The 26,422-nt window shown below is 67.4% G+C and carries 33 protein-coding genes and 3 pseudogenes; 7 read left to right on the top strand and 29 right to left on the bottom strand.

The annotated features are described in order from the left end of the window. Positions 1 to 30: 30 nt before the first annotated feature. From G6N47_RS23615 to G6N47_RS23655, 9 genes are read right to left on the bottom strand one after another with little or no spacing between them, the layout of a single operon-like run. Positions 31 to 1,827, bottom strand: coding sequence for a complex I subunit 5 family protein (locus tag G6N47_RS23615; RefSeq protein WP_197945489.1), 1,797 nt, complete (start codon positions 1,825 to 1,827; stop codon positions 31 to 33). A gap of 7 nt (positions 1,828 to 1,834) precedes the next feature. Next, positions 1,835 to 2,185: a sodium:proton antiporter gene (locus G6N47_RS23620; RefSeq protein ID WP_083129459.1), complete on the bottom strand. Its 351-nt coding sequence runs from the start codon at positions 2,183 to 2,185 to the stop codon at positions 1,835 to 1,837. Next, positions 2,182 to 2,925 (bottom strand): MnhB domain-containing protein, encoded by a 744-nt coding sequence (locus tag G6N47_RS23625; protein WP_083129460.1) that lies wholly within the window; start codon positions 2,923 to 2,925, stop codon positions 2,182 to 2,184. The genes G6N47_RS23620 and G6N47_RS23625 overlap by 4 nt, the downstream gene beginning before the upstream one ends. Next, complete coding sequence (locus G6N47_RS23630) at positions 2,922 to 3,182, bottom strand: Na(+)/H(+) antiporter subunit B (protein WP_083129461.1); 261 nt, start codon at positions 3,180 to 3,182, stop codon at positions 2,922 to 2,924. The genes G6N47_RS23625 and G6N47_RS23630 overlap by 4 nt, the downstream gene beginning before the upstream one ends. Then, the gene (locus G6N47_RS23635; RefSeq protein WP_083129462.1) at positions 3,179 to 3,472 is read right to left on the bottom strand and encodes a monovalent cation/H(+) antiporter subunit G; all 294 of its coding nucleotides are present in this window, start codon (positions 3,470 to 3,472) and stop codon (positions 3,179 to 3,181) included. The genes G6N47_RS23630 and G6N47_RS23635 overlap by 4 nt, the downstream gene beginning before the upstream one ends. Further along, positions 3,469 to 3,723, bottom strand: coding sequence for an MrpF/PhaF family protein (locus tag G6N47_RS23640; RefSeq protein ID WP_083129463.1), 255 nt, complete (start codon positions 3,721 to 3,723; stop codon positions 3,469 to 3,471). Before G6N47_RS23640 ends, G6N47_RS23635 begins: the two co-directional genes overlap by 4 nt. After that, complete coding sequence (locus G6N47_RS23645; RefSeq protein ID WP_083129464.1) at positions 3,720 to 4,190, bottom strand: hypothetical protein; 471 nt, start codon at positions 4,188 to 4,190, stop codon at positions 3,720 to 3,722. The genes G6N47_RS23640 and G6N47_RS23645 overlap by 4 nt, the downstream gene beginning before the upstream one ends. Next, complete coding sequence (locus G6N47_RS23650) at positions 4,174 to 4,587, bottom strand: ChaB family protein (protein ID WP_083129465.1); 414 nt, start codon at positions 4,585 to 4,587, stop codon at positions 4,174 to 4,176. The genes G6N47_RS23645 and G6N47_RS23650 overlap by 17 nt, the downstream gene beginning before the upstream one ends. An 18-nt stretch (positions 4,588 to 4,605) precedes the next feature. Then, entirely contained in the window at positions 4,606 to 5,136 is a 531-nt protein-coding gene (locus G6N47_RS23655) for a DUF1360 domain-containing protein (RefSeq protein WP_372517485.1), read from the bottom strand. A gap of 129 nt (positions 5,137 to 5,265) precedes the next feature. Here G6N47_RS23655 and G6N47_RS23660 point away from each other — a divergent pair, with 129 nt between their 5' ends. Next, positions 5,266 to 5,949, top strand: coding sequence for an HAD family hydrolase (locus tag G6N47_RS23660; RefSeq protein ID WP_083130424.1), 684 nt, complete (start codon positions 5,266 to 5,268; stop codon positions 5,947 to 5,949). On the opposite strand, the gene G6N47_RS23665 is transcribed toward G6N47_RS23660, so the two are convergent. After that, complete coding sequence (locus G6N47_RS23665; protein WP_083129466.1) at positions 5,946 to 6,644, bottom strand: class I SAM-dependent methyltransferase; 699 nt, start codon at positions 6,642 to 6,644, stop codon at positions 5,946 to 5,948. The genes G6N47_RS23660 and G6N47_RS23665 overlap by 4 nt on opposite strands. Before the next feature lie 46 nt (positions 6,645 to 6,690). Between G6N47_RS23665 and G6N47_RS23670 the strand changes: the two genes are divergently transcribed. Continuing rightward, positions 6,691 to 7,116 carry a MarR family winged helix-turn-helix transcriptional regulator gene (locus G6N47_RS23670; RefSeq protein WP_179966414.1) on the top strand — a complete coding sequence of 142 codons (426 nt, stop codon included), beginning with the start codon at positions 6,691 to 6,693 and terminating at the stop codon, positions 7,114 to 7,116. A gap of 46 nt (positions 7,117 to 7,162) precedes the next feature. Here the strand turns inward: G6N47_RS23670 and G6N47_RS23675 are convergent, their stop codons facing one another. From G6N47_RS23675 to rpsB, 3 genes are read right to left on the bottom strand one after another with little or no spacing between them, the layout of a single operon-like run. Beyond that, complete coding sequence (locus G6N47_RS23675; protein WP_083129468.1) at positions 7,163 to 8,569, bottom strand: amidase; 1,407 nt, start codon at positions 8,567 to 8,569, stop codon at positions 7,163 to 7,165. Between the two features lie 10 nt (positions 8,570 to 8,579). After that, positions 8,580 to 9,395 (bottom strand): translation elongation factor Ts, encoded by an 816-nt coding sequence (gene tsf / locus G6N47_RS23680; protein ID WP_083129469.1) that lies wholly within the window; start codon positions 9,393 to 9,395, stop codon positions 8,580 to 8,582. Positions 9,396 to 9,398: 3 nt separating this feature from the next. Continuing rightward, a complete protein-coding gene (rpsB, locus tag G6N47_RS23685) occupies positions 9,399 to 10,226 on the bottom strand; it encodes a 30S ribosomal protein S2 (RefSeq protein WP_083129470.1) in 828 nt (275 codons plus the stop codon). Positions 10,227 to 10,494: 268 nt separating this feature from the next. On the opposite strand from rpsB, the pseudogene G6N47_RS23690 reads away from it, so the two are divergent. Then, a pseudogene (locus tag G6N47_RS23690) lies at positions 10,495 to 10,938 on the top strand (M23 family metallopeptidase); the annotation flags it as partial. A gap of 71 nt (positions 10,939 to 11,009) precedes the next feature. Here G6N47_RS23690 and G6N47_RS23695 read toward each other — a convergent pair. The 8 genes and pseudogenes from G6N47_RS23695 to G6N47_RS23730 form a co-directional block, all read right to left on the bottom strand. Next, positions 11,010 to 11,912 (bottom strand): tyrosine recombinase XerC, encoded by a 903-nt coding sequence (locus tag G6N47_RS23695; RefSeq protein ID WP_083129472.1) that lies wholly within the window; start codon positions 11,910 to 11,912, stop codon positions 11,010 to 11,012. A gap of 32 nt (positions 11,913 to 11,944) precedes the next feature. Then, positions 11,945 to 13,105 carry a lactate 2-monooxygenase gene (locus G6N47_RS23700; RefSeq protein WP_083129473.1) on the bottom strand — a complete coding sequence of 387 codons (1,161 nt, stop codon included), beginning with the start codon at positions 13,103 to 13,105 and terminating at the stop codon, positions 11,945 to 11,947. 23 nt (positions 13,106 to 13,128) lie between these two features. Beyond that, the gene (locus G6N47_RS23705) at positions 13,129 to 13,974 is read right to left on the bottom strand and encodes a siderophore-interacting protein (RefSeq protein ID WP_083129474.1); all 846 of its coding nucleotides are present in this window, start codon (positions 13,972 to 13,974) and stop codon (positions 13,129 to 13,131) included. 8 nt (positions 13,975 to 13,982) lie between these two features. Continuing rightward, positions 13,983 to 15,125 (bottom strand): DNA-processing protein DprA, encoded by a 1,143-nt coding sequence (dprA, locus tag G6N47_RS23710; protein WP_083129475.1) that lies wholly within the window; start codon positions 15,123 to 15,125, stop codon positions 13,983 to 13,985. Then, positions 15,122 to 15,622, bottom strand: a pseudogene (locus tag G6N47_RS23715) (magnesium chelatase subunit ChlI family protein); the annotation flags it as partial. The pseudogene G6N47_RS23715 and the gene dprA, both read right to left, overlap by 4 nt. Positions 15,623 to 15,743: 121 nt before the next feature. Next, positions 15,744 to 16,292 carry a hypothetical protein gene (locus G6N47_RS23720; protein ID WP_083129476.1) on the bottom strand — a complete coding sequence of 183 codons (549 nt, stop codon included), beginning with the start codon at positions 16,290 to 16,292 and terminating at the stop codon, positions 15,744 to 15,746. Positions 16,293 to 16,347: 55 nt separating this feature from the next. Further along, positions 16,348 to 16,986 carry a class I SAM-dependent methyltransferase gene (locus tag G6N47_RS23725; RefSeq protein ID WP_083129477.1) on the bottom strand — a complete coding sequence of 213 codons (639 nt, stop codon included), beginning with the start codon at positions 16,984 to 16,986 and terminating at the stop codon, positions 16,348 to 16,350. A gap of 29 nt (positions 16,987 to 17,015) precedes the next feature. Next, positions 17,016 to 17,618, bottom strand: a complete 603-nt coding sequence (locus G6N47_RS23730) for a methyltransferase family protein (protein WP_083129478.1) — start codon at positions 17,616 to 17,618, stop codon at positions 17,016 to 17,018. Positions 17,619 to 17,733: 115 nt separating this feature from the next. Here G6N47_RS23730 and G6N47_RS23735 point away from each other — a divergent pair, with 115 nt between their 5' ends. Together G6N47_RS23735 and G6N47_RS23740 are read left to right on the top strand one after the other, a co-directional pair. Beyond that, complete coding sequence (locus G6N47_RS23735; protein ID WP_083129479.1) at positions 17,734 to 18,105, top strand: ArsR/SmtB family transcription factor; 372 nt, start codon at positions 17,734 to 17,736, stop codon at positions 18,103 to 18,105. Further along, a complete protein-coding gene (locus G6N47_RS23740; RefSeq protein ID WP_083129480.1) occupies positions 18,102 to 20,108 on the top strand; it encodes a heavy metal translocating P-type ATPase in 2,007 nt (668 codons plus the stop codon). Before G6N47_RS23735 ends, G6N47_RS23740 begins: the two co-directional genes overlap by 4 nt. 133 nt (positions 20,109 to 20,241) lie before the next feature. Here G6N47_RS23740 and G6N47_RS23745 read toward each other — a convergent pair whose 3' ends face one another. The 5 genes and pseudogenes from G6N47_RS23745 to G6N47_RS23765 form a co-directional block, all read right to left on the bottom strand. After that, on the bottom strand, positions 20,242 to 20,661 hold the full coding sequence (locus tag G6N47_RS23745) for an arsenate-mycothiol transferase ArsC (RefSeq protein WP_083129481.1): 420 nt from the start codon (positions 20,659 to 20,661) through the stop codon (positions 20,242 to 20,244). 25 nt (positions 20,662 to 20,686) lie between these two features. Beyond that, positions 20,687 to 21,160 carry a GNAT family N-acetyltransferase gene (locus G6N47_RS23750; RefSeq protein WP_139799270.1) on the bottom strand — a complete coding sequence of 158 codons (474 nt, stop codon included), beginning with the start codon at positions 21,158 to 21,160 and terminating at the stop codon, positions 20,687 to 20,689. Positions 21,161 to 21,218: 58 nt separating this feature from the next. Beyond that, positions 21,219 to 21,887, bottom strand: coding sequence for an arsenate reductase ArsC (locus G6N47_RS23755; RefSeq protein ID WP_083129483.1), 669 nt, complete (start codon positions 21,885 to 21,887; stop codon positions 21,219 to 21,221). Between the two features lie 41 nt (positions 21,888 to 21,928). Next, positions 21,929 to 23,002, bottom strand: a pseudogene (gene arsB, locus G6N47_RS23760) (ACR3 family arsenite efflux transporter); the annotation flags it as partial. After that, positions 22,999 to 23,382: an ArsR/SmtB family transcription factor gene (locus tag G6N47_RS23765; RefSeq protein WP_083129485.1), complete on the bottom strand. Its 384-nt coding sequence runs from the start codon at positions 23,380 to 23,382 to the stop codon at positions 22,999 to 23,001. The pseudogene arsB and the gene G6N47_RS23765, both read right to left, overlap by 4 nt. 168 nt (positions 23,383 to 23,550) lie before the next feature. On the opposite strand from G6N47_RS23765, the gene G6N47_RS23770 reads away from it, so the two are divergent. Next, the gene (locus tag G6N47_RS23770) at positions 23,551 to 24,378 is read left to right on the top strand and encodes a sulfite exporter TauE/SafE family protein (RefSeq protein ID WP_083129486.1); all 828 of its coding nucleotides are present in this window, start codon (positions 23,551 to 23,553) and stop codon (positions 24,376 to 24,378) included. A gap of 120 nt (positions 24,379 to 24,498) precedes the next feature. Here G6N47_RS23770 and G6N47_RS23775 read toward each other — a convergent pair whose 3' ends face one another. Continuing rightward, entirely contained in the window at positions 24,499 to 24,987 is a 489-nt protein-coding gene (locus G6N47_RS23775) for an ArsI/CadI family heavy metal resistance metalloenzyme (protein WP_083129487.1), read from the bottom strand. A 100-nt stretch (positions 24,988 to 25,087) separates the two neighbouring features. On the opposite strand from G6N47_RS23775, the gene G6N47_RS23780 reads away from it, so the two are divergent. Then, positions 25,088 to 25,447 carry an Rv2640c family ArsR-like transcriptional regulator gene (locus G6N47_RS23780; protein ID WP_083129488.1) on the top strand — a complete coding sequence of 120 codons (360 nt, stop codon included), beginning with the start codon at positions 25,088 to 25,090 and terminating at the stop codon, positions 25,445 to 25,447. A gap of 30 nt (positions 25,448 to 25,477) precedes the next feature. On the opposite strand, the gene G6N47_RS23785 is transcribed toward G6N47_RS23780, so the two are convergent. Both G6N47_RS23785 and G6N47_RS23790 read right to left on the bottom strand, forming a co-directional pair. Further along, the gene (locus G6N47_RS23785; protein WP_083129489.1) at positions 25,478 to 25,888 is read right to left on the bottom strand and encodes a hypothetical protein; all 411 of its coding nucleotides are present in this window, start codon (positions 25,886 to 25,888) and stop codon (positions 25,478 to 25,480) included. Further along, positions 25,885 to 26,415: a hypothetical protein gene (locus tag G6N47_RS23790; protein WP_083129490.1), complete on the bottom strand. Its 531-nt coding sequence runs from the start codon at positions 26,413 to 26,415 to the stop codon at positions 25,885 to 25,887. The genes G6N47_RS23785 and G6N47_RS23790 overlap by 4 nt, the downstream gene beginning before the upstream one ends. Between the last annotated feature and the right edge of the window lie 7 nt (positions 26,416 to 26,422).

Below are 26,422 nucleotides of genomic sequence, written 5' to 3' on the forward strand. Positions count from 1 at the left end.
AAAAGGCATGCCGAACCCTGGAAGTCACCGCTAGTGCAGCTGCAGGCTCAACACCGCCGCCAGCACGGTCAGCGCAGCGAACATCCATGCGACGTAGTCGCCGACGTGCCCGGAGTGCGCCCTGTGTAGCGCGGCGACAGCCGGCCGGTATACGCGCTGCAGCGCAGACTGGTTGTCCCGCAAGCCAATAGCAGCCACGCCGGCAGCGGCGGCGACTCCGATCACCGCGAGGACTATCCCCGGCGCAGACCAACCCGACGCCGGACCGGTCGACGCAGTTGGGGCGCTGTGCCCGAACATCGCGGCCAGGTAGCCCGCGGTGTCGACGAAATGCCGCCCGGCCGCGTCGGCGGCCTCGGACACCCACGGCAGCACCCCGGCGGCAAGGCAGCCGGCCAACAGCACGGCGATCGCCATGTACATGCTCGGCGGGGTGCGGCCCAGTACCGTGTCCGGTTCTTCCTCGCCTTTGGTCGCGCCCTCCGTGGGTTCCTCCACGCCACTGCCCCATCGGCTGAAGCAGCGCACGCCGGCACGCAACACCGCGCCGCCGGTCGCCGCCGACGTCACCAGGAACAGCGCAGCACCCCAGCCTGATCCAACTGCCTCCTCGCACAACGACTTTCCCAACGCCGTGCCGAACGGCGGCAACCCGGCCAGCGCTACCGCCGCCAACAGATAGAGCCCGCCCAACAGCCACTGGCCACGCCCGCGCCCGGACAGCTCGAACTCGTCGACGGTCTGATGGCGGTCGAGCAGCAACCCCACGATCAAGAACAGTGCCGACTTCGCCCCGGCATGGCCCACCACGTAGACGGCAGTCCCGCCGATCGCATCAGGGCGCAGCGACGCAGTGCTCACCAGAAACAACCCGATGTGACCGATCGTGGAATAGGCGAGCAGCCGCTTGAGATGCCGTTGCAGCAGGCACATTACGGCGCCGACCGCCGCGGTCAGCACCCCCACCACCACGAAGGTGTGTTCGACCGCGGAGCGTGGCAGCGCCCCGGCGAACGTCACCCAGTACACCCGCCACATTCCGTAGAGGCCGAGCTCTACCATCACGCCGGAGAACATCACGCACACACCGGCCGGCGCGACGGCGTGCGCGTCGGCCAGCCAAAAGTGCAGCGGCACAATGGCGCCCTTCACCAGCAGCCCGGCCAGGATCAGCACGAACGCGGCGACGGTGACCGCCTTGGGCCCGTCGCGCGCCAGCGACATCCCAGCCTGGGCCATGCCAAGCTGGCCCACCTGCGCATAGAGCATCGCGATGCCGACCAGTGACAGACAGGCCGAAAGCGACTGGATGATACCGAAATTGAGCGCTCCCTGGATCGCCGACTTGTCTTCGATCTTGATCCCGGTCAAGGCATATGCGACGGCGCCCATCAGCTCCAGGAACACGAAGAGGTTGAACACGTCACTCGCCAGCACAAAGCCGTTCATTGCCGCCAAAAACAGCAGCATCAGCGCATCGAAGCGGGAACCGGCCTCGTCGAGGCCCCGACGGCTGTAGAGCGCGGCGCAGGCCATCAACATGCTCACCAACGTCGCCAGGCCCGCGGCCAGCGGGTCCGCGGCGAGCGCGATCCCGACTGTTGCGTGCCGCAGCATGGACCAGCCGCCGATCCAGGTGACGAGCATGTGCTCGCGCGCGGCCACCGCAGCGAAACCGGCGACGCCGGCCGAGCCGACCGAGACGGCCACCGTCAGCCACGTTGCTGTCGTGCGCGAGATCCGTGCGCCGAGTGCGAGCAGCAGGCAGCCCGTCACGATGGGCACGGCGACCAGCAGCGGCAACAGCGCAGCCGCGGTGGTCTGCACGGCCGAGTCAGCCTTTCAGCGCCGACAGCTCGTCGGGATCCACAGTGCCGTGGCGTTTGTGGATCTGGATGACCAGCGCCAGCAACAGGGCAGTGACGGTGGCCTGGATGACGATGTCGGTCAAGGTCATCGCCTGCACCACGGGATCGACGACATTAGAAGGTGGCGGCGGGTTGGGCCCGGCGAAAACCGGTGGGGCGGCGCCGCGCTGAAATCCGATCGCCAGCAGGAGGAGATAGGTTCCGGACTGTGCCACCGACAGACACACCACCGCGTGGATCAGGTTGTGGCTGCGCGTGATTCCCCAGGCGCCGATCAGCACAAGCCAGCCGGCCACGCAGTACGGGTAGACGCTCATCGGCGATCACTCCGCTTGGCGACAGTGATTTCCTGGGCCAGGAATTGCCCCAGCAAAACCGTCATGCCGCAGGCGACCTCCACGCCGACGGCGATGTTGAGCAGCACCACGGAGCCCGACGAGAACAGGTTGCCCATGGTCCCGGTCGGCAGCAGGTTGGCGAAAAACACGCCGCCGACCACCATCCCGGCCAGGCCGATCGCCACGAACGCCGCTGCTCCCAGCGCCTCGCCGATGTCGAAGACATTGAGGGGCCGCAGGCGATCCAGTGCCCGGAAGCTGCCGGTGATGTACAGCAGGTGCAACCCGGCGGCCAGCACCACGCCGCCCTGAAATCCGCCGCCCGGCGTGAGATGGCCGTGCACGACGATGTCGATGCCCAGCGCGATGGTCACCGGCAACATGAGGTAGCCGACCAGGCGGGTCGCGTCCAGCGCTGCGCCGCGGCCCGGCGCGTTGTATTCACGCTCCTCGATGGCGGGGCGTAGCAACGCCATCACCCCAGTCACCGAACCCAGCAGGATCGTCTCCTCCCCCATGGTGTCCAGCGCGCGCTGGTCGAAGTTCACCGAGGCGACGACATTGGCGGTCGCCCGCGAAAACGCCGCCGGCACAGCCAAATTCCGGTACAGGTGACGGGCCTGCCCGAACGCCGGCAGTTGCGCGAAGCCCAACCAGAGCAGTGCTGCCAGCCCGCCGGCCCCGGCCAGGAAAAGCGCCGTTCGCGCACCGCGATTCATCGGCTGTCCTCTTCGGCTTCGGCGCTGTGGCGGCGCAGGGCACGCAACGTCAGCATGACCATCAACGGCACCACGACCCCGCCGATAACCAGCTGCGACAGCGCGACATCGGGGGCTTGGAGCACCACGAACAACATCGTCAGCGCCAGACCGAAGACGGACAGCGGTATCGCCTGCTGTTCGGGGCGGCCGGTCAGCGCGACCACCGTGCCGGTCACCCCGGTCAGCGTCACCACCGCAAGCAGCAGGGCCGTCACGACGGCGACTCTTCTTCGACCAGTCCCTCATGCTGTGCGGCCAGCCGGCCCGTCGCGGCCGAGATCACCGGGGAACCCAACGCCACCAACACGATCGTCACCGCGATCATCGCCGACGATTCGCTCCACCCCTGTGAAATCATGAGTCCCACACCGGTCAACGGCACACCGAGCGACGTCGTGACCGCCAGCAGATGCAGGCGGTCAAATACCCGCGGCAGCGTGGCTGCCCCCAGCGCGGACAGCACCATGACCACGACCCCCGCGAAAACCACATACCACGAGATCACGTCTTACCCGCCAGCAGCCGCGTGAACACCAAGGTGCCGGGCAGCGTCACCAACGCCAACACCAGCGCGACGATGAGAAATGAATTCCGTTGCCAGGCAACGGCAACCATGATGACCGTCATCACCGCAGCAACTCCGGCGAACTCCAACCCCACCAACCGGCGCCGCGGCTCACCACGGGATGCCATCCAGGCGCCGGGCACAAACACCCCGAGCAACAACGCCAGCGCCGCCAACTCCCCCGCATTCATCGCTGCACCGCCCTTGCCAGCCGACCAGTGCCCGGCCGGATACGGTGCAGCAGCACCTGTGAATTACAGTCCAGCACAACGGTTCCCGGCGTAGTAGCGAAGGCCAGCACGACCACCGCACGACGCGCGTCCGCAACCGGTTCCGGTTCGGCCGGCAGGCTCACCGCGCTGATCACTCCCCGCCGGCGTCGCATCAGCACATACATCCACGTCTGGAACGCTTGGAGCGGTACGTCACGCAAAATGGTTGCCGCCCAACGAAACCAGTCGACACGGAACCGCCAGTAGCCCCGATTAGCCCGTCGGGCGGACCGTGCCGCCACGGCGCAGGGCAACGTAGCACCCACTGCCACCGCAAGTTCGGCGGCGGTGAACGACGTCAGCGTCGCCAGCCACACCGCCGCTGTGAGCGCCCACCACAGCAGGATTTCGGTCAGTGCCGCGAACCGGTCACCGGGTCCGGGCACGACGATTGGCCTTTTTGATCGCGTCGACCAACTCGGCCTTGTTCATCGTGGAGCGTCGCGGAACGTCGAGCCGGCGCGCGACGTCCAGCAGATGCTTCTTGCTGGCGTTGGCGTCGACGCCCTCCGCCGACGGGGTCGGGTTGCGCAGGCCGCCGCGCTCGGCACGCTTGTCGGACGGGCCCTTCTTCTTTTTGGGCTCCCAGTGGTCGCCGACTTTTTCGAAGCTGTGCTTGAGCGCGGCATAGCCGACCCGGTGGGCCCTCTGCTCGCTGCCGTACTCCTCGGCGGCCGCGTCGTGTGCTTTGGCAAACGTGCGCTGGGCCTTGGCGCCGGAGCGCTGAAGCGTGCTGGGCAGCTCGCTCTTCTTGGCCTTGCCGCCCTTCGTCGTTTTGGGCATGACTCCTCCTTGTTCTCCTCAACCCTCGGCGGACTGCTGTGCCATCGCGTAGGCGAGCTGTAGGAAATCGGCGCCGGCCAGCGCGGTGAAACTGCCTGCCACCAGCCGAGTGAACCGCGGCGCGAAGATCAGGCCGATGACAAAGACGGTGGCCACCCACATGTCCAGGCAGAACGGGCATGTCAGCAACTCGCCCAGGCTGTGCCGCAGCTGGCTGTCGTGCCGGGTTTCCTCGTGCAGCTCGGCGGGGCCGCCGGTCCCGGCATAGTGGGCGAACGGTGCCCGCAGCGGGCTTGTCACCGCGTCTTTGGACAATGTGCGCGACAGCTTGTGCGTCCCGCACGTCACCATCAGAAGGTCTTGAGTCAGCCACCGTTCGGGCAGCCTGCGCGCGGTGAGGGAGGCAACGATCGCCGTCACGGCGATCACCGTGCCGTACACGAACAGCACTACCAGGTATCCGCCCAACGGACGCGGATTGTCGCCGCGGTAAGCCTCGGCCTCCTGACGCGCCCGTTTGCCGATTTCCCTAACGTCGCCCACAACCACTCCTCGAGGTCGGCTCCCGGACCCGGTTACCCGATGTCGACGCACGGCAATCACCGCAATTGGGTTGACTGGTTGCCGACGGGGTATTCACAAGCCGGCAAACCACCACAACGAAAGGATCGCGCGGTCATGGTCGAACCCAAACCGGCTGTGCTCTTCGATGTCGACGGAACGCTGGTCGATTCCAACTTCCATCACGTCGTGACGTGGCACCGAGCGTTTCTCGACGTCGGCAAGGAGGTTCCGTGCTGGCGCATCCACGGGTTGATCGGCCGGTCGGGCTCGGAACTGGTTCGTATCCTGCTCGGCGACGAGTTTGCCGAAGTGCACGGCCCCGACGTCGAAAAGCGCCATACCCGCTACTTTCTCGAGAGCGCGTCCACGCTTCGCCCGCTTCCGGGTGCGCGCGAACTGCTCGGCGCAATCGCCGAGCACGGCTGGCGGGCGGTGCTGGCGACGTCAGCCGGAGAGGACGAGTTGGCCCTACTGCGCGAGGTGCTCGACGCCGAAGATCTTGTAGCCGCGGTGACATCGGCAGCCGACGCAGAACGGGGTAAGCCGGATCCTGACATCGTCACCAGCGCACTGAAATGCATTGGCGCGCAGCCGGACCAGGCCATTTTTCTCGGCGAGACCGTGTGGGATGTCCAGGCGGGCCGCCGCGCCGGCGTTCCGACCGCCGCGGTGCTCAGCGGGGGTATCGCGCGGGAGGCGCTGGAGCACGCCGGCGCGGCGGCAATCTATGCCGGTCCCCTCGATGTGCGGGCGCATCTCGAGGAGTTCGGCCAACTCCTGCGGTTGCAGGCCACTTAGCCCAGGTGCGCGGACAGCAGCCAGGCGGGCACCGACTTGCGTCCGTTGCCCTCGTCGCGCAGATCCACCACGGGGAACTCCGGCGACCGGCCGTCGGGGAAGTTGGCGTGAATCCGGGCGGGCCGGATTTCGTCGATGACCCAGTACCTGGACACCACCTCGCGTAGCTCGTCTTCGGTGACCGGGTTGGGGCCACGGCTCTCCGGCATCCCGGCGCGGTCGAAGACCAGCACGAAATACGACGCACCGGGAGCGGCGGCGCGGACGATCGATTGCTGGTATCCGTCGCGCAGTTCGACGGGCATCGAATGGAACAGCGTGCTGTCGATGATCGTGTTGAACCGGCCTTCGGAACCGGTCGGCCACCCGTTGAAATCAGTGATGTCGGCCACCTCGAACGTGGCGTTGGTCAACCCGCGCCGGGCCGCCTCCGCGCGAGCCAACTCGATAGCGGTGGGCGACGCGTCGAGCCCGACGGTGTTGTGTCCCAACGCCGCCAGATGCAGCGACACCGCCGCCTCACCACAGCCGGCGTCGAGCACGTCGCCGTGGATCTTGCCCGCCTCGATCAGCGCGGCGATCTCCGGTTGCGGCTCACCGAGGCTCCATGGCGGGCGGACACCTTCGCCGAACTGGGGAGCCTCGCCGCGATAGGCCGGGTCGAAATCGAAATCGAACTTCTGCGTTTCGGTCATGTCTTCCTGTTTATCAATTAAGTTGATATATGTCAAGATGGTTGATGTGGGTCAGATAGACGATGCTCCGCTCGGTTATTTGCTGCACCGGGTTGGGGCCGCGCTGCGTCCGGAAGTGACGGCGGCGCTGCGGCCGCTGGGGCTGTCTCTCCCCGAATTCGTTTGCATGCGAATACTTTCCCTGTACCCGGGGATGTCCAGTGCGGAGCTGTCGCGGTATGGCAACGTGACGCCGCAGGCGATGAACACGGTGTTGCGCCGGCTCGAAGACCTCGGCGCGGTGTCTCGGCCGGCGTCGGTGCCGTCCGGGCGGGCGCTACCCGCCACTCTGACCAGCGCCGGCCGGACGCTGCTGAAACGCGCCGAGGCCGCCGTGCGGGAAGCCGATGCCCGGATCCTGGGCAAGCTGTCCGCGGCCGAGCAGCGGGAGTTCAAACGGATGCTGGACGCTTTGGGGTCGGACTGGGCTTAATGGTGGCGACCCGCCGCGCCCGGCTCCGCCGCGCTTGCGATCGCCACTAAACCTGGATGCGCGCCCACGGGCGCGCCTCCTCCAGCTCATAGCCCAGCTCCAGCAGCCGCGCCTCCTGCCCGAGGTCGGCCGAGAGCATCATGCCCACTGGCAGGCCGTCCGCCGATTGGGCCAGCGGCAGTGACATGGCGGGCTCGCCGGTGACGTTTTGCAACGGCGTGAAGGCGACCCAGTCGATCAATCGGTCCATGATCTGCTGATAGTCGGCGGTCGGGTCGAGGTGACCGATCAGCGGCGGCCGGTCGGCCAGGGTCGGCGTGAGAACCGCATCATAGGTCTCGAAAAACTGGGCAGTGCGCCGCCGCATTGCGCGCAGCCGCATGATCACCCGCGGCATCCGGTGCAGGTTGCGGCCGGCGTGTCGATACAGGCCCAGGGTCAGGTTGTCCAGCCGGGTGCGGTCAAAGCTCGCGCCGAAGAAATGCCGGCCGGTGCGCACCTGAAGCAGGGACAGCAGCGACCAGTACAATACGAAGTCGGCGATGAAAGTGCTTGGGACCGGCGGGTTTTCGACATGCTCGACCCGGTGGCCCAGCTCCTCGAGCAGTGCCGCGGACTTCAGTGTGAGGTCGCGGACCTCGGCGCTGCATTCGCGTTGCACCGAGCGCGTGATGACCGCGATCTTCAGCCGCTGACGTGCGGGATGCCGGACATCCCCGATCGGCGGCAGATGCCGATGCCGGCGGACGCGCTCGGCCTCGCGGTAGAAGGCCGCGGTGTCGCGCACCGAGCGGCTCACCACGCCGTTGGCGACGATGCCGACCGGCAGCCGGCGCAACTCGCCGTCGACCGGCAGCCGGCCCCGCGAGGGCTTCAACCCCACCAGCCCGTTGCAGGAGGCGGGGATGCGGATCGAGCCGCCGCCGTCGTTGGCGTGGGCGATCGGCACCACGCCGGCGGCGACGAACGCCCCGGATCCCGACGACGACGCCCCGGCGGTGTAGTCGGTGTTCCATGGGTTGCGCACCGGCCCCAGCCGGGGATGCTCGGCCGAGGCGCTGAAACCGAATTCCGACATCTGCGTCTTGCCCAGCGGCGCCAGGCCGGTGGCCAGATACAGCCGCGCGAAATCGCTGTCGGCGCGCGCCGGCGTGGGCAGCCACGCGTCGGTGCCGTGCATCGTCGGCATCCCGGCGACCTCGACGTTGTCTTTGACGAACGTCGGCACGCCGCTGAAGAAGCCGGGCTTGGGCGGCTGGGCCGCCTCGGCGCGCGCCCGGTCGAACGCCTGGTAGGCCAGGCCGTTCAGAGCTGGGTTGACGGCTTCGGTGCGAGCGATCGCGGCCTCGACGAGTTCGCCGGGCGAGACGCGGCCAGCCCGCAATTCCTCGACGAGTCCGACGGCATCCAAGTCGCCCAGGGCGTCGTCACCGAACGCGTGCACATGTCGCATCCGGCTGATGCTACTGCTGGCCCACCTCGAAACGGGCGAACCGCGTCACGGTGACGCCTGCCTCGTCGAGCAGCGCCTTGACGGTCTTCTTGTTGTCGGACACCGAAGGCTGCTCGAGCAGCACGACGTCCTTGAAGAACCCGTTCAGCCGGCCCTCGACGATCTTGGGCAGCGCCTGCTCGGGCTTGCCCTCGTTCTTGGCGGTTTCCTCGGCGATGCGCCGCTCGTTGGCGACGACGTCGGCCGGCACGTCGTCGCGGCTCAGGTAGCGGGCCTTGAGCGCGGCGATCTGCAGTGCGACCGCGTGCGCGGCATCTTTGTCCGAGCCCGTGTACTCGACCAGCACGCCGACGGCGGGCGGCAGGTCGGCGGCCCGCTTGTGCAGGTAGGTCTCCACGGTGCCGTCGAAGTGGGCTACCCGGCGCAACTCGAGCTTTTCGCCGATCTTCGCCGACAGCTCGGCAATCGCCTGCTCGACGGTCTTGTCGCCGATCGGGGCTGCCTTGAGCGTGTCGACGTCGGCGGCCTTCGCGGTCGCGGCGGCGCTCACGATGTCGTCGGCCAGCTTCTGGAACTCGGCGTTCTTGGCGACGAAGTCGGTCTCGGAGTTCAGCTCGATCAACGCGCCGGCCTTGGCGGCGACCAGGCCCTCGGCGGTGGCGCGCTCAGCGCGCTTGCCGACGTCCTTGGCGCCCTTGATGCGCAGCGCCTCGACGGCCTTGTCGAAGTCGCCGTCGGTCTCGGCCAGCGCGTTTTTGCAGTCGAGCATGCCGGCGCCGGTGAGCTCACGCAGCCGCTTGACGTCGGCAGCGGTGTAGTTCGCCAATCCTCAGCCCTCCGTGGTGGTGGTGGTGTCGGTGGTGGTCTCGGTGCCGGCCGCAGGGGTCGCCGAAGCCAGCAGTTCCTGCTCCCATTCGGCCAGCGGCTCGGCCGCCTCGGCCTCGGGCTTGCCGTCGCCGCGGCCCAGACCGGCGCGGGCCTGCAGGCCCTCGGCGACCGCGGAGGCGATCACCTTGGTCAGCAGGGCGGCCGAGCGGATGGCGTCGTCGTTGCCCGGGATCGGGTAGTCGACCAGGTCGGGGTCGCAGTTGGTGTCCAGGATCGCGATCACCGGGATGCCGAGCTTGCGGGCCTCGCCGACGGCGATGTGCTCCTTGTTGGTGTCGACGACCCAGACGGCCGAGGGCACCTTGTTCATGTCGCGGATACCGCCGAGGCTGCGCTCGAGCTTGTTCTTCTCGCGGGTCAGGCCCAGGATTTCCTTCTTGGTGCGGCCCTCGAAGCCACCGGTCTGCTCCATGGCCTCGAGCTCCTTGAGGCGTTGCAGCCGCTTGTGCACGGTGGAGAAGTTGGTGAGCATGCCGCCCAGCCAGCGCTGGTTCACGTAGGGCATGCCGACGCGGATGGCCTCGGCAGCGATCGACTCCTGCGCCTGCTTCTTGGTGCCGACGAACAGGATGGTGCCGCCGTGCGCGACGGTCTCCTTGACGAACTCGTACGCCTTGTCGATGAATGTCAGCGTCTGCTGCAGGTCGATGATGTAGATGCCGTTGCGGTCGGTGAAGATGAACCGCTTCATCTTGGGGTTCCAGCGACGGGTCTGGTGCCCGAAGTGGGTGCCGCTGTCAAGCAGCTGCTTCATGGTCACAACAGCCATGAGTCCATGGTTCCTTTTTGTCGGTTGTCGCCCGGCGACGGGTGAAGCCGGGCCCTGGTGTCTGCGGGATGCCCGACCCTTGCGGGGACCGAGCGGCATCCGGTCGGCTGCAGACACGCGAAGTCAGCCCGCTTGGCGCGAACTGCGGAGATGAGTTTACACGCTGGTAGAGGGTGCTTTGTCCACAGCCCGGCTGGCGGGGCGGCGTGCGACGCGCTGAACTGCCCGGGTGCGGTTCTGGGTGCTCGCGCTGGCGGCGGTGGTCTGCGCGGCCCCGGCTGTTGCCGACGACGTGCGGTTGGAGTGGCCGCTGCGACCGCGCCCGGCGGTGGTGCGGGCCTTCGATGCGCCGTCGCCGGATTGGAACCGGGGCCACCGCGGCGTCGACCTGGCCGGTGCGCCCGGCCAACGGGTGTACGCGGCCGGGCCCGCGACGGTGGTGTTCGCCGGTCTGCTGGCCGGTCGGCCGGTGGTGTCGCTGGCCCATCCGGGCGGTCTGCACACCAGCTACGAGCCGGTACGTGCCGCGGTCCGGGCCGGCCAGCGGGTGGACGCCGGCTCAGTGATCGGCGAGTTGGTGGCCGGCCATCCGGGATGCGGCGCCGCGGCGTGCCTGCACTGGGGCGCGATGTGGGGCCCGGCGTCGCGCGCCGACTACGTCGACCCGCTGGGGCTGCTGGCGTCGACGCCGATCCGCCTCAAGCCGCTGTCTTGATCGCCGAGTGTGGGGTTGATGCACGCATTCGACGAAAAAGCGTGACACAAGCCCACACTCGGCGAGCGCTAGGCGCGGGGGTGCGCCTGGTCGTGTACTGCCCGCAGCCGCGCGACGGTCACGTGGGTGTAGAGCTGGGTGGTGGCCAGGCTGGAGTGGCCGAGCAGCTCCTGGACGACGCGCAGGTCGGCTCCGCCTTCCAGCAGGTGGGTGGCGGCGCTGTGCCGCAGCCCGTGCGGGCCCATGTCGGGTGCGCCGTCGACCGCGGCGACGGTCTGGTGCACGACGGTGCGCGCCTGCCGCACGTCAAGCCGGCGGCCCCGCGCGCCCAGCAACAGCGCCGGCCCGGACTGCGCAGTGGCCAGCGCCGGACGGCCGTCGGACAACCAGGCACCAAGCGCCTCGGCCGCCGGCTCTCCGAATGGCGCAGTGCGCTGCTTGTCGCCCTTACCGAGTACGCGCACCAGCCGATGGCCGGTGTCGACGTCGTCGATGTCCAGGCCGCACAATTCGCTGACCCGGATGCCGGTGGCATAGAGCAGCTCGACGATCAACCGGTCTCGCAGCGCGAGCGGATCACGTTGCTGCGCACCGGATTTCGCTGCGGCCATGGCGGCCAGGGCGTGATCCTGACGCAGTACGGCCGGCAGCGTGCGATGCGCCTTGGGCATCTGCAGCCGGGTGGCCGGATCGGTGCTCAACAGGCCGCGGCGCGTCGCCCACGCGGTAAACGCCTTGACCGCCGAGGTGCGACGGGCCAGCGTCGTGCGGGCAGCACCCGATCCCGCTTGCACCGCGAGCCACGACCGCAGCGTCGGCAGGGTCAACCCGTCGAGACCCGAACCCAGGGCACGCTCTTCGATGAAGGCGAACAGCGACCGCAGGTCGCCGAGGTAGGCGCGCCGGGTGTGCGCCGACCGTCCGCACTGCAGGTCCAAATAGTTGTCGAACTCCTCGAGGATCGCCTCCACGCCCCTACGGTCACAGACCCCGGGCGTTGCGCTCAGGTGACGCGCCGCAGCGCGTCGCGATCGAGATCTTCCCGGGTCGCATACCCGTCCACGGCCATGATCAGGTCGGCTTCGGCCAACAGGGTGCGCAGCACGTGCACAATCCCCTCGACCCCGCCGAGCGCCAGCCCGTAGGCATACGGGCGGCCGACGCCGACCGCCGTCGCGCCGAGCGCCAGCGCCTTGACGACGTCGGCGCCGCTGCGGATCCCCGAGTCGAACAACACCGGCAGCCCGTCGGCAGCGTCGATTACCGCCGCCAGGCAGTCCAGCGCGGGCAGTCCGCCGTTGGCTTGCCGACCGCCGTGGTTGGAGCAGTAGATGCCGTCGACGCCGCCGTCCTTGGCACGACGGGCATCCTCGGGATGGCAGATGCCCTTGACGATCAGCGGCAGGCTGGTCAGCGACCGCAGCCAGGGCAGGTCGTCCCAGGTGAGCGGGTTGCCGAACAGCTGCGCCCAGCGCAGCACCACGGCCCGCGGGTCGGCTTCCGGCGGCTGTGCCAGGCCGGCCCGGAAGACGGGGTCACTGGTGTAGTTGGAGAGGCAGTGTCCGCGCAGCTGCGGGAAGTTGGCAGTGGTCAGGTCGCGCGGTCGCCAGCCCGGCACCCAGGTGTCGAGCGTGACGACGATGCCCCGGTACCCGGCGGCCTCCGCGCGGTGCACCAGACTGGCCGCCAGCTCGCGGTCCTTCGGGGTGTACAGCTGGAAAAAGCCTGGGGTGTCACCGAATTCGGCGGCGACGTCTTCCAGCGGGTCGGCGGTAAGCGTCGATACCACCATCGGCACACCGGTGCGGGCCGACGCGCGGGCGGTGGCCAAATCGCCGTGGCCGTCCTGGGCGCAGATGCCGATGACGCCAATGGGCGCCATGAACAGCGGCGACGACAGGGTCATCCCGAACAGCTCGACGGACAGGTCGCGTTGGTCGGCGCCGACGAACATCCGCGGGATCAGCCCCCAGCGGTCGAAGGCCTCGCAGTTGGCCCGCTGCGTGCGTTCGTCGCCGGCGCCGCCGGCCACGTACGACCACACCGACGGCGACATCGCAGCCTGCGCCTTGGCCTCCAATTCGGCGTACGCGATCGGCAGCGACGGCACCACTCCGGCCAGGCCCTGCAGGTAGATCTCGAACTGGTAATCGCCGAATGCCATGTGCTGAGAATGCCAGGCCGCGGTCAGTCGCCGGCCTCAGCCTCGGCCAGTTCCTTTTTCCACTGCCGAAATGTCTCCTCGGTGCGGCCGCGGCGCCAGTACCCCGAGATCGAGGCCCATTTGGCGTCGACTTCGCGGTCTTTGCGGATGTAGGGCCGAAGGTTGTGCATCACGGTCTGGGCTTCGCCGTGGACGAAGGCGTGCACCTGACCGGGCAGCCACTGCGTGGTCTTGACCGCCTCGATCAGCGGGGCATGGTCGCCGGCGCGATCCTCGGGAACCAGGTCGGCGCGCCCGCCGCGGTAGATCCAATTGATCTGCACACCTTCCGGGGCGGTCAACGGGATCTCGTCCTCGGGGTCGGCGACCTCGATGAACGCCTTGCCGATTGCGTTGGCGGGCAAGGCTTCCAGGGCCACGCTGATCGCCGGCAACGCGCTTTCGTCGCCGGCGAACAGATGCCAGTCGGCAGCCGGGTCCGGGGCGTAAGCGCCGCCGGGCCCCATCAGGTACGCCGGCTGGCCGGGCTCAGCCGCCACGGCCCACAGCCCGGCTACCCCGTGCTCGCCGTGCACCACGATGTCGATCGCGATCTGCCGGTTGGCCGGGTCGACGCGGCGCACGGTCATGGTGCGGATGACGGGCTGCCGTTCGGCGGGCAGCTCGGAAAAGCTGTCCAGTGTCAGCGGCTGCGGCAGGGCGGCCACGTCGACGTCCTCGGCGACGAACACCAGCTTGACGTAAGAGTCGGTGAACTCGCTGGGCCTGAAGGTGTCAAAGCCGCTGCCGCCGAGCACCACTCGGATCATGTGCGGTGTGAGCTCTTCGGTGCGTACTACTTCGAAGGTGTGTACTGGTCGACCGGCCACGTCGTCGACTATACGGCGGCCTCCTTTCGCCGCCGGATGATGCGCCAGCCGCCGTCGCGGCGCTCGGCCAGGCCGGCCATCTCCAACATCGCCAGCGGGCCGAGCACTCGCTCCGGGGCCAGGCCAGCGGCGACGGCGATCTGGTCGACGGTGGCGATTCCACGGCCCGGCAGCGCCTCGTACACCTGCCGCTCGCCGTCGCTGAGCCCGTCGAGCGCTGTCGCCGGCCGGGGTTGTTCGGTCGCCAGCTCGCCGATGCGGCCCACGAGTTCGACGACGTCGGCGGCGCGGGTGATGACCTCCGCCCCGTTTCGCAACAGGGCGTGGCAACCCGCCGACGCCGACGATGTCACCGGCCCGGGCACCGCGCCCACCACCCGGCCCAGGGCTCGGGCCCATGCGGCGGTGTTGGTCGCGCCGCTGCGCAGACCGGCCTCGACCACCACCGCCGCGCCGGCGAATGCGGCCACGAGGCGATTGCGGGTCAAGAACCGGTATCGGGCCGGCCGCACGCCCGGCGGGTATTCGGTGACCAGTAGCCCGTTTCCGGCGATGCGGTGCAGGAGTGCGGAATGCCCTGCGGGATACGGAACGTCGATACCACCGGCGAGAACCCCGATGGTGACGCCGTCCGCGGCGAGCGCGGCGCGGTGGGCCGCCCCGTCGATTCCGTAGGCCCCGCCGGAGACCACCGTCACGTCACGCTCGGCCAGCCCGGTCGCCAGGTCTGCCGTGACGAGCTCGCCGTAGGTGGTGGACGCGCGAGTCCCGACGAGGGCGGCCGCCCGCTGGGTGATCTCGTCGAGCCGTTCCGCGCCCAGCACCCATAGCACCATCGGCGGGCCGCTCCGCGGTCTGCTCGCCATCGCAGGGCCACCGAATGCGCTGAACGCCAGCACCGGCCACTCGTCGTCCTCCGGCGTGATCAGTCGCCCGCCACGACGGAAGAGCAATTCCAAATCCTCTGCGGCCCGGTTGATTTCGCGCCTCGCCGCGGTGTGCTGTGCCAAGGTGTCGTCGACCTGCTCGCGCCGGATCCGTTCGGCGGCGTCGACCGGACCGACAAGGTCCACCAGCGCGGCGAGTTCGGGGCACGGCGGTTCGGCCACCCGCGACAAATACGCCCATGCCCGCAGCGTCGGATCGCTCATCGCGACGCTCCGGCTTGGCGGAAGCTCAATGCGGCGGCAACCTCGTCGCGCCCAGGCGATGTGCGACCGGCCAGATCCCCCAATGTCCAAGCGACTCTTAATGTTCGGTCTACACCGCGGATGGACAGCAGTCCGCGGTCGAGCGCGGTGCGCAGCGGCTCCATGGCGGCGTGGCTGAGCCGGAACTTCCGCCGCAGCAGCGGGCCGTTGACTTCGGCGTTGGTGGAAAAGCCGTGTGCGCGCCAGCGTTCCGCGGCCGCCGCGCGGGCCGCGGCCACCCTGGCGCGCACCTGCGCCGTCGACTCGGCCGGCGTGGTTGCGAAGGCTTCCCTGCGCACTGAATGCATTTCGACGCGCAGGTCGACGCGGTCCAGCAGCGGGCCGGACAGCCGGCCGAGGTAACGGCGTTTGACCGCAGCCGCACAGATGCAGTCCTGCGGGTCCGTCGGCGCGCATGGACACGGGTTGGCGGCCAGCTTGTGGGGGTAGTACGCCACTGACCATTGACCGCATCTCTTTCAGGGCGTTTGCGTCGGAGTCATCTGTATTGGGTAAAAGGTTGCGGTAACGGTGTTTCCGGTTAGGGGTTGATTGGCGTGTGCTGGTCGATGCGACGTTTCAGGAGCCCATCATTCCGCGGCCGCCCATCATGGGGCCCATCATGGCGGGCATGCCGTCGGTGACGAAGCCGGTGACTTCTTGCGCGTGGGCGCGGATGGCGTTGGTGAGGTTGGGGTCGGTGGCGGTTTCGGTGGCGATTACACCGTTGGGAGTCAGCGTGATTCGGCGCTGGTAGTCAGGTGCGCGGCGAAACAGGGTGGGCAGGCTTTGGCTCATGCATGTCACTTCGGCGTCCTGGTCGAGATGTTGATACATCGACCCGACATGGGCGTGCAGTTGCGCGACGAGGTCGGGCGCGTCGGATTCGGTGGTGGTGCGCACGCCTCCGGGGATGTTTTCGACGGTGCGCCGCAGTTCGCCGTGGCGAGCGAACATGGTCATGTAACGGTCCATGTCGGTGCCTGAGACTCCACCCATCATGCCTGGCCCGTTGGCTCGACCGGCAGGCGTACGAATGGTGTTGGTGCGCAACAGGTATCCCACCACGCCGATGGCGCCGGCAGTGCCGATCACGGCTAGTGCGGTGCGTCTGGTGAATTCGGGCATGTGCGGCTGCTTTCGTGAGGGTGTCCTGCTCAGACCGCTTTGGCCACCGGGCAGATCAGGTCATGGCGGCGGTTTTGTGGGCGACGACGCGTTCGACGAGGCCGAGTGTGAATCGTTCGACGCGGTCGATGTCGAGGTCGTTAGCGGCGCGGAGGTGGTTGAGGGGTCGGCGTAGGAAGTGTTCGCCGCCGAGCGGAACGGTGAATAGTTCGAGGAAGCGCTGCACGGCTCTGACGGGGGCGGCGCTGCTGCGGATGTGGTCGACCAGGATGAGCCTTCCGCCTGGGCGGAGTACTCGGGTCATTTCACTGAGGGCCTGGGTGTGGTCGGGGATGGCGCACAGCCCGAAGGTGCAGACGACGGTGTCGAAGCTGGCGTCATCGAACGGCAGGTGGTGGGCGTCGGCTTGTTGCAGGGTGGCGGGGTGGCCGAGGTCAGCGGCGCGTTCACGGGCGAGGTCGAGCATCTGCTGGCTCCAGTCGATCCCGGTCAGCGTGACCTCTTTGGGGTAGAAGGGCAGGTTGAGGCCGGTGCCCACGGCGACTTCCAGTGTGGCGCCGGCGGCTTGGCTGCAGACCCACTGGCGGGAGTCGCCGAACAGGTGGCGGTCGAAGAAACCGATCTCCCGGTCGTAGGTGGCCGATTTCTTGTCCCAGTATCGGTTCCAGCGGGCGGCTCGATCATCCGTGGCCATAGTTCACCTCGCGGTCGGCGGTCAGATGGTCAGGCGTGTCTGATGTGGGGAACAAACCGGCCGACAGCTTCACAGTAGTCGCGGTAGGCCTGGCCGTGGACGGCGTTGAGGTAGGGCTCTTCGACCACGCGGACCTGCAGTTCGATCGTGACCAGCAGGACGAGGAATGCCACCAGGGCGAGCGGGTTGGGGGTCATGAGGGTGATGCCGGCGGCGAAGATCAACATGGCCGTGAAGATCGGGTTGCGTACCAGCCCGAAGACACCATTGCGCACCAATGTGGTGGTTTCACTGGGGTCCACGCCGATGCGCCAGGACTCGCCCATGTCGCGTTGGGCGTAGAGGGTCGCGGCGATCCCGGCGACGGCGAGCACGGTCCCGACCGTCTGGATCCACAACGCATTCAACGTGGCGACTGGGGTGAGGATGCCGAGCAGCTGCAGCAGCGGTGCGGCCGCCCCGGTCGGGATGGCGGCAACGAATCCGGCGCCGGCGAACCATTCCAGCGATCCGGGCCGCCCGTGGATGCCACGGAATCCGGTCGAGCCGGTGTGGCGATATTGGGTCCAGCTGCGCCAGCCAAACCCCAAGACGGCGAAGACCAGGTAGAGGATGAGCGCGGTGATGGGCATCGGGTGACGCTTCCTTCTGCTGTCGGGTCGGCCAACCGAGCGTGGCATCGTTTGTTGTCGATGTTGCCCGGTTTGACCGATCAGTAGTGATGAACGCTATCATCGTCGCGTGGCGATGAAAAGTGGTTCGGTCGATACCCCGGCGTGCGGGAGCCTGGATGCGGCGACGACGTTGTTTCACAGCCTCTCCGATGGCACCCGGTTGGCGATCCTGCGCCGCCTGGCGGGTGGTGAGGCTCGGGTGGTGGATCTGACCGGCGAGTTGGGGTTGGCGCAGTCGACGGTGTCGGCGCATCTGGCCTGCCTGCGGGACTGCGGGCTGGTGGATTTCCGGCCGCAGGGCCGTGCCTCGGTGTATCGGCTGGCCCGCCCGGAACTGCTGGAGATGTTTCGGGCCGCCGAGGCGGTCTTGGAGGCCACCGGCAACGCGGTGGCGTTGTGCCCCAACTACGGCCACCCCACGGCACGGAAGAAGGCGGCGCGATGAGTGAGGCGTGCGGCTGCGGTGGCGACGACCGCCCCAGCGAGGACGATCACGAACCCGAACGGCTCTGGGAGGTCAGCGAATTGCGCGCCGCCGCGGTGGCCGGTGTGGTGCTGCTGGCCGGGTATGTGGTCGGCTGGTCCGGCGGGCCCCGGCCGGTCGAACTCGGCCTGTATGCCGTGGCGCTACTGATCGGGGCTTACACGTTCGTGCCGTCGACGCTGCGCCGGTTGGCGCGGGGCAAGATCGGGGTGGGGACGCTGATGACGATCGCCGCGGTCGGCGCGGTGATCCTCGGCGAGGTCGGCGAGGCCGCCATGCTGGCGTTCCTGTTCTCGATCAGTGAGGGCCTCGAAGAATACTCACTGGCCCGCACCCGCCGCGGCCTGCGCGCGTTGTTGTCTCTGGTGCCCGATGAGGCCACGGTGCTGCGCGCCGGCACCGAAATCACCATCCCGGCAGGCGAGTTGGCGGTGGGTGACCGGATGCTGGTCAAGCCCGGTGAACGGGTCGCGACCGATGGCATCATCGTTTCGGGCCGCACTGCGCTGGATGTTTCGGCGATCACCGGCGAATCCGTGCCGGTGGAGGCCGAGCCCGGCGATGAGGTGTATGCCGGGTCGATCAACGGCACCGGAGTCCTCGAGGTCGAGGTCACCTCCACTGCCGCGGACAACTCGCTGGCCCGCATCGTGGCGATCGTGGAGGCCGAACAGTCCCGCAAAGGCGAAGCCCAGCGCCTGGCCGACCGCATCGCCCAACCCCTGGTCCCGGCGATCATGATCGTCGCGGCCCTCATCGCCGCCATCGGTTCCGTCGTTGGCGATCCTTTGGTGTGGATCGAACGGGCCCTGGTCGTGTTGGTGGCAGCTTCACCGTGTGCGCTGGCGATCTCAGTCCCGGTCACCGTGGTCGCTGCGATCGGCGCGGCCTCCAAGCTGGGCGTACTGGTCAAGGGCGGCGCTGCCCTGGAAGCTCTCGGTGCGGTCCGCACGATCGCGCTGGATAAGACCGGCACCCTGACCGCCAACACACCGACCGTCATCGACGTGGCCACCACAGAGGGAGCGACCCGCGAGCAGGTCTTGAATGTCGCGGCCGCGTTGGAAGCGCGCAGTGAACACCCTTTGGCCGCAGCGATTCTCGCCGCCGCAGACCCGGCCGTCCCGGCGCAGGACGTGGAGGCGGTGACCGGCGCCGGTCTGATCGGGTATCGCGATGGCGGCCGGTTGCGGCTCGGGCGGCCCGGCTGGCTCGATGCCGGCCCGCTGGCCGAACGGGTCGCCGCGATGCAGGCCGCCGGGGCCACCGCGGTCCTCGTCGAAGACCACGACACGCTGATCGGGGCGGTCGCGGTGCGTGACGAACTGCGTCCCGAAGCCGCCCACGTCGTCGCCCAGTTGCGTCGCGGCGGCTATCGGGTGGCGATGCTCACCGGTGACAACAACGCGACCGCCCATGCCCTGGCGAAGCAGGTGGGGATCGATACCGTGCATGCCGACCTGCGGCCCGAAGACAAAGCCACGCTGATCACTCAACTGCGCCAACACTCCTCGACGGCCATGGTCGGTGACGGCGTCAACGACGCCCCCGCCCTGGCCACCGCCGACCTGGGCATCGCGATGGGGGCGATGGGCACCGACGTGGCCATCGAAACCGCCGACGTCGCCTTGATGGGTGAAGACCTGCGCCACCTCACCCAAGCACTGGCCCACGCCCGGCGAGCGCGGCGGATCATGCTGCAAAACGTCGGCCTGTCCTTGGGTTTGATCACCGTGCTGATCCCGCTCGCCCTCACCGGCGTCCTCGGACTGGCCGCCGTGGTCGCAGTGCACGAACTCGCCGAAATCATCGTCATCGCCAACGGTGTCCGCGCCGGACGCACCAAACCCCTGGCAATCGCAGACCCGAACCGAGCGGCCGCCCCCCGACATTCTCAATCTGGGGACCGCACGTCACGGATCACCCCAGATTCAATGACAACGCGCATCCGCGGAACCAGATAGGCGGGTTCGGCGTCTAATCGGTTGTGGATGCTGAGGAACGTCAAGCGTTGGCCGATGAGGGTCTTGACCCCGACGACCCGCGGGTGCTGGAGGGGATTGATTTGGTGCGGTGGGAGTTGTCGCTTCTGCTCGATCAGGATGACTGATCGGCGAGTTCGGCGGCGAGGGCCTGAACGCGAGTGTTGATGTCGTCGCGGATGATTCGCATGCGTTCGATCCCGTCGATGCCGCGTAGGGAGGGTTCGTCGGTGTCCCAGCGCTGGATGGTGGTGCCGGGGTGGTCGAGTTCGGCTTGGGTGCCGACGATGACGACCAGGTCCGCGTCGTCGAGCATCTGGTCGGTGAGTTGAACCGGTCGATGGTCGCTGATGTCGACGCCGATTTCGGCCAGAGCTTGTGCTGAGAGATCGTTGACGGCGGTCTTGGCGCGGGTGCCCGCCGAGGTGACGTGGATGGTTGGTCCTGCGATGTGGCGCATGAGTCCTGCTGCCATCACTGACTTTCCGGCATTGCTGACGCAGATGAACAGGACGGTTGGGGGTGTGGTGGTCACCGGGTGTCTCCTTCGTGGTGGGCAGTCAGATGATGTGTGGGCTGCGCCGCTCCAGGAGGACGACGTCACGCCAGTGGCCGTGGAGTCGGCCGTGGCGCTCGCGCACCCCGACGACGCGGAATCCGGCCCGGTGGTGCAGGGCGAGCGTGGCGGTGTTCTCAGGAAACACCTGGCTTTGCAGTGTCCAGATTCCGGCGTTCTGGCTGGAGGTGATCACCGACTCCAGCAGCAGCGTCCCGATACCTTGGCCGCGCGCGTGCTCGGCGACATACACACTGAGCTCGATCACCCCGGCATGCACGCACCGTGAGGAGACAGGCGAAGCGGCAACCCATCCCATGACCTGTCCGCCAGGATCGGTGGCGACGAAGCGGTGATCCGGGAGGTGCTCGGCCTCGAAGGTTGCCCAGTCCGGAGCGTCGAGGTCGAAGGTGGCGTTTGCGGTGTTGATCCCGGCTTGGTAGATCGCCAGGACGGCATCGGCATGTTCGGCGGTCATCGGCGCCACCCGATGTTGACTGCGGATCATCGCGACGGGTGCTTGTGCGGTGTGCTGGTCAACGGGTGACGGCGACGTTGAGGTCAGCAAGTAGCCGGTGGACGCGTTCTTCGATGTCGTCGCGGATCGGGCGCACAGCGTCGAGGCCTTGGCCGGCCGGATCGGGAAGCTCCCAGTTCTCGTAGCGTTTTCCGGGGAAGATCGGGCAGGCGTCCCCGCAGCCCATGGTGATGACGACGTCGGCGGCAGCCACGATTTCGTCGGTCCAGGGTTTGGGATATTCGCCGGTGATGTCGATACCGACCTCGGCCATGGCGGCGATTGCAGCCGGGTTGATCTCGTTGCCGGGTTCCGATCCACCGGACCAGGCCACGGCGCGGTCACCCGCCATATGAGTGAAGTATCCGAGCGCCATCTGGGAGCGGCCGGCGTTGTGGGTGCACAGGAACAGCACGGTGGGTTTGCCGTCGCTGATCTTGCCCTCCACGCGGGCCAGGGCGTGCAGGCGTTGGCGGGCGAACCGTTCGGCCAGCAGCGGCAGGAAGTTGGGAATGGTGGCGCGGCCGGCGAATTGGTCATACGACGAGCAGAGGAACCGTTCGATGGTCTCGGTGCCGAACGTGCCGTCGAACTCGCCGTGCAGCCGGGTCGCCGCGGTCTTCAAGGCGAGCTGTTGGTCGATCGAGAGGTCGTCGCGCAGTTGGTGGGTGACGGGGCTGTCGGTCATGGGGTGGGTTCCGTTCTCGTCGTCGAGCCGTCGCTGGGCAGGTGTTGGGAGGTGTGGTGGTGAAACCGTTTACGCAGTGCCAGCGAGACGTAGACCAGCCCGACCAGGACCGGCACCTCGATCAGGGGGCCCACGACTCCGGCCAGGGCTTGACCGGAGGTGGCGCCGTAGGTGGCGATCGCCACCGCGATGGCCAGTTCGAAGTTGTTGCCGGCCGCGGTGAACGCCAGGGTGGTGGTCCGCTCGTAGCCGAGATCCAAGAAGGTGCCGAGCAGGTAGCCCCCACCCCACATGATCGCGAAATACGCCAGTAGCGGCAGGGCGATGCGGGCCACGTCCCAGGGCTGGTGGGTGATCTGATCTCCTTGCAGGGCAAAGAGAATCACGATGGTGAACAGCAACCCGTAGAGCGCCCACGGCCCAATCCGCGGCAAGAACTTCGACTCATACCAGTCGCGGCCCTTGGTGCGTTCCCCGATGCGCCGCGACAGGTAGCCGGCCAGCAGTGGAATGCCGAGGAAGATGAGCACGGATTTGGCGATCTGCCACGGCGAGGTGTCGATGGTGGTTTGTTCCAAGCCGAGCCAGCCGGGCAGCACCGACAGGTAGAACCAGCCCAACGCCGCGAACATGATCACCTGGAAGATCGAATTGAGGGCGACCAGGACGGCGGCGGCTTCGCGGTCACCGCAGGCCAGATCGTTCCAGATGATGACCATGGCAATACATCTGGCGAGGCCGACGATGATCAGCCCGGTGCGGTATTCGGGCAGATCCGGCAGCAGCAGCCAGGCCAGCGCGAACATCAACGCCGGGCCGAGCACCCAGTTCAACACCAGTGAGGACAGCAGGAGTTTGCGGTCTCCGGTGACGGTGTCGAGGCGGTCGTAACGGACCTTGGCCAGGACCGGATACATCATGATCAACAGACCGAGGGCGATCGGCAGTGAAATGCCGTCGATCTGAACGCGTTCCAGCGCGGTGTTCAGGCCGGGGATCCAGCGGCCCAGCAGCAGGCCGGCGACCATCGCTGCGCCGATCCAGAGCGGTAGGAACCGGTCGAGGGTGGAGAGCTTTCCGACCACCGGCGGTGCGGCAGTCGTGGTGTCGGTCATGCCGGCACTCCCGCCATGGTGTGAGCGGTGGTCGTTCCGAGGAGTACTGCCAGGCTGGCCAGCGTTTCGGGCACCACCGCGTAATACACCCAGGAGGCCCGGCGCTGCGAGGTCAGCAGGCCGGCGTCGCGCAAGACTTTGAGGTGGTGGCTGATGGTCGGTTGTGACACCTCGATGTCGGCGGAGATGTCGCAGACGCAGGCCTGGCCGCCAGCGTGGCTGGCGATCGCCGAAAACAGCTGCAGCCGCACCGGATCGGCCAGGGCTTTCAGTTTGACCGCCATATCGGCGGCGGCCGCGGCCGTGAGGGGTTCGTGCAGCAGCGCCCCGGGTGGGCAACACGCATCTTGGTCGGGCAGCAACTCCTGCGGTTTCGACATACATCGATATTGATGGATGTCGAATCAATCGTCAAGGTGGCCGACGGTGAACAACACCCCAACGAATCGTGGCCGCGGTGGTGTGGTTGCGCTGGCTGCGCGGATGTGCGAGGTTGCGCTGCGTGTTCTTGGATCAAGGGCGGGTCGGGTCGTCGCATCGGGTTAGTGATGGGTAGTACCGGTGCTCAGGATCGTCGCGCGGCGGTGTATCGGTGGTCGGGCTCGCCGGTGCTGGTGGTCGCGGCGGGAATGGCGATCGGCGTTCTGGGCGGTCTGATCGGGTTGGGTGGGGCCGAGTTTCGGCTTCCGTTGTTGATCGGGGTGTTCGGTTTCGCTGCCTTGGAGGCGGTCATCCTGAACAAGGCGATGAGCTTGATCGTCGTGGTGACCGCGTTGCCGGCCCGGCTGGTCGCCGTCTCATGGAGTGATGTGGCCGGGCACTGGCCGGTGGCGCTCAATCTGCTGGCCGGCAGCCTGATGGGGGCTTGGGTGGGGGCGTCGTGGGCGACCCGGATGCGTTCGGCGACCCTCTACCGGGTGTTGGCGATCCTGCTGGTACTGATCGCGACAGCGTTGATCATCACCCACCTGGGCCAGCTCCCCGCGGTGCAGTTGCCCTCGGCAGCGCGGATTGTGGTGGGCATCGTGGCCGGCGCGCTCATCGGTGTCGTGGCGTCCCTGATGGGGGTTGCCGGTGGCGAATTGATCATCCCGACGATCGTGTTGCTGTTCGCCCTCGACATCAAAATCGCGGGCACCCTATCGCTGGCGGTCTCACTGCCCACCATGCTCGTTGCGTTCACCCGCTACAGCCGCGACGCCAGTTTCAGCGTGCTGCATCACAACCGGCGATTCGTCATCCTCATGGCGGCCGGCTCGATCGCCGGGACCATGCTGGGCGGCCTGCTTCTCGGCGTCGTTTCCAGCACCGTCCTGATCCCGCTGTTGGCCGCTCTGCTGGTGCTGTCCTCGATCAAAGTCTGGAGACACCACTGACCGGCCCGATTGCGCTGAGGTGGCGGTACTGCGCCAGTCTCGGTCGGCGACAGCGCTCAATGTGCGCCGGGGTTGCCCATCATCACGGTGCGATGGGCAACCCCGAGCCCTAACGAGTACTCAGCAGCACGACGCGGCGCTGGCCGGCTGGCCCGCCTCGCTGGCCGCGGCGGCACCGCCGCAGCACACCCCGCCGGTGTCCTCGCCGGATTCGTCGAGGTGCTGGGGGCTGGTGCCGAAGGTGTCGGAGTCGGCCAGCACGGTGTAGACCTCCCATTTCTCCCCGGCCGGGCCGGTCACCCAGACCTTGTCCTGGGTGGCGAAGCAACAGGTGGTGCCGATTTCCTCGTCGGTGAACAGGCCCTCGCCGGTCAGGCGGGCGATCTCGGCGTGCACCTTGTCGCTGGACTCCACCTCCACGCCGAGGTGGTTGATGGTGCCACCCTTACCGGGGTTTTCCAGCAGCACCAGTTTCAGCGGCGGCTCGGCCACGGCGAAGTTGGCGTAGCCCGGCTTCACCTTCGCCGGATCGACGCCAAACAGTTTGGTGTAGAACGTGATCGCCTCATCGAGATCGTCGACGTTGAGGGCGAGTTGAACACGGGACATGATCCACCTCCACTGGTGATGAGACATATATCGAACTGACGCGTCGACCTCAGAATGCCACCTTTTCGATATATGTCAAGAGTTGTGGCAGGATGGGCGCATGCCCAAAGCGCTGCCCGTGATCGACATGTCTGCGCCGGTGTGCTGCGCCCCGGTGGCTGCCGGGCCGCTCAGCGATGCCGACGCGCTGCAGGTGGCGATGCGGCTCAAGGCGCTCGCCGACCCCATGCGGGTCAAGATCATGTCTCTGCTGTTCAGCTCGCGCCCCGGGGAGGAGACTAGCGGGGATCTCGCGGCTGTTCTCGACCTGAGCGAATCCACGGTCAGTCATCACCTGGGCCAGCTCCGCAAAGCCGGGCTGGTGATCTCCGACCGACGCGGCATGAACGTTTTTCACCGGGTGAAACCTGAAGCGCTGCAAGCACTCTGCGTGGTTTTGGACCCTAACTGCTGTACCTGATCATTGGGTTGCCTGCGGTTGCTCGATCTATCAGTTCGATGGCGGTCGGCTTGGTCGTCGCCGATCGATCGAGGTCGTATTGGTAAGCGCCTCGATTTCTTTGCGGAGGTCGTGGTTCTCCAGCGTTAGTCGTTGGATGTTGGCGATTGCGAGTTCGCAGTTGCTCTTCCAGTCGCGTAGTTCGCTGCGTAATCGGTCGTTCTCCTTTTTCAGTTGGTCGAATCTGGTCGGTTGCGTGTCAACATCCGGGCTGGTCTCCCGCTGGGGTTGCTTGAGTTCGGCGACGATGTCGGGGAAGTTCCGCCGGAACGTGGTGTTGGCGATTCCGAGCCGACGAGCGACGGCGAAGGCCGTCGCGGGGCGCCCGGTCGCATCGCTGACGGCAGTGATCGCTGTGTGCACCTCGTCGATCGTCGGCAGGTGTGTCTGACGAGGGCTCACGATGCTGGGCTTGTCCCTTCGAGGAATGCCTGGATACGGTCCCGTCGTCTGACGAGTCGCGCCCGCAGCAGTGGCGGTAAGTGGTCCGGGTGTTCGAGCTGGGTGTTGATCTTGTCGGCTTCACGGCCTAACGCGGCGGTGTTGTCTTGGGTGAGGGCCACGTTGGCGCAGTCCAGGGGTTGGCAATCGGCGAGGTTGGGCGTGTCAGCACGGGCACCTTTCTTCAAACACAATGCCTTGGACGGATCGAAGACGCAGTTCACGTATGTGCCGGGATAGATTTCGGGGTCATTGCGCTTCATCAGGCGTTTAAGTCGGTGGGAATCGGTGGTGGCGATGCCTTCAAATCGCGCTGTGCGGCCGAGTTCGTCGAGTCGTCGCGTGGCTTCCTCGGCGGCCGGGCCGACCAAGGGGTGCTGGTGGGCGTCGGTGAGCGGGAGCAATCGCTCACCGCGGGCCAGCGCCTGTTCAGACTCGACCTCGGCGCGGAAACCCGATGCCGACGTTCCTGCATAGCCCTCGAACATTTGGATG

Source organism: Mycobacterium branderi (assembly GCF_010728725.1).
Taxonomy (GTDB): Bacteria; Actinomycetota; Actinomycetes; order Mycobacteriales; family Mycobacteriaceae; genus Mycobacterium; species Mycobacterium branderi.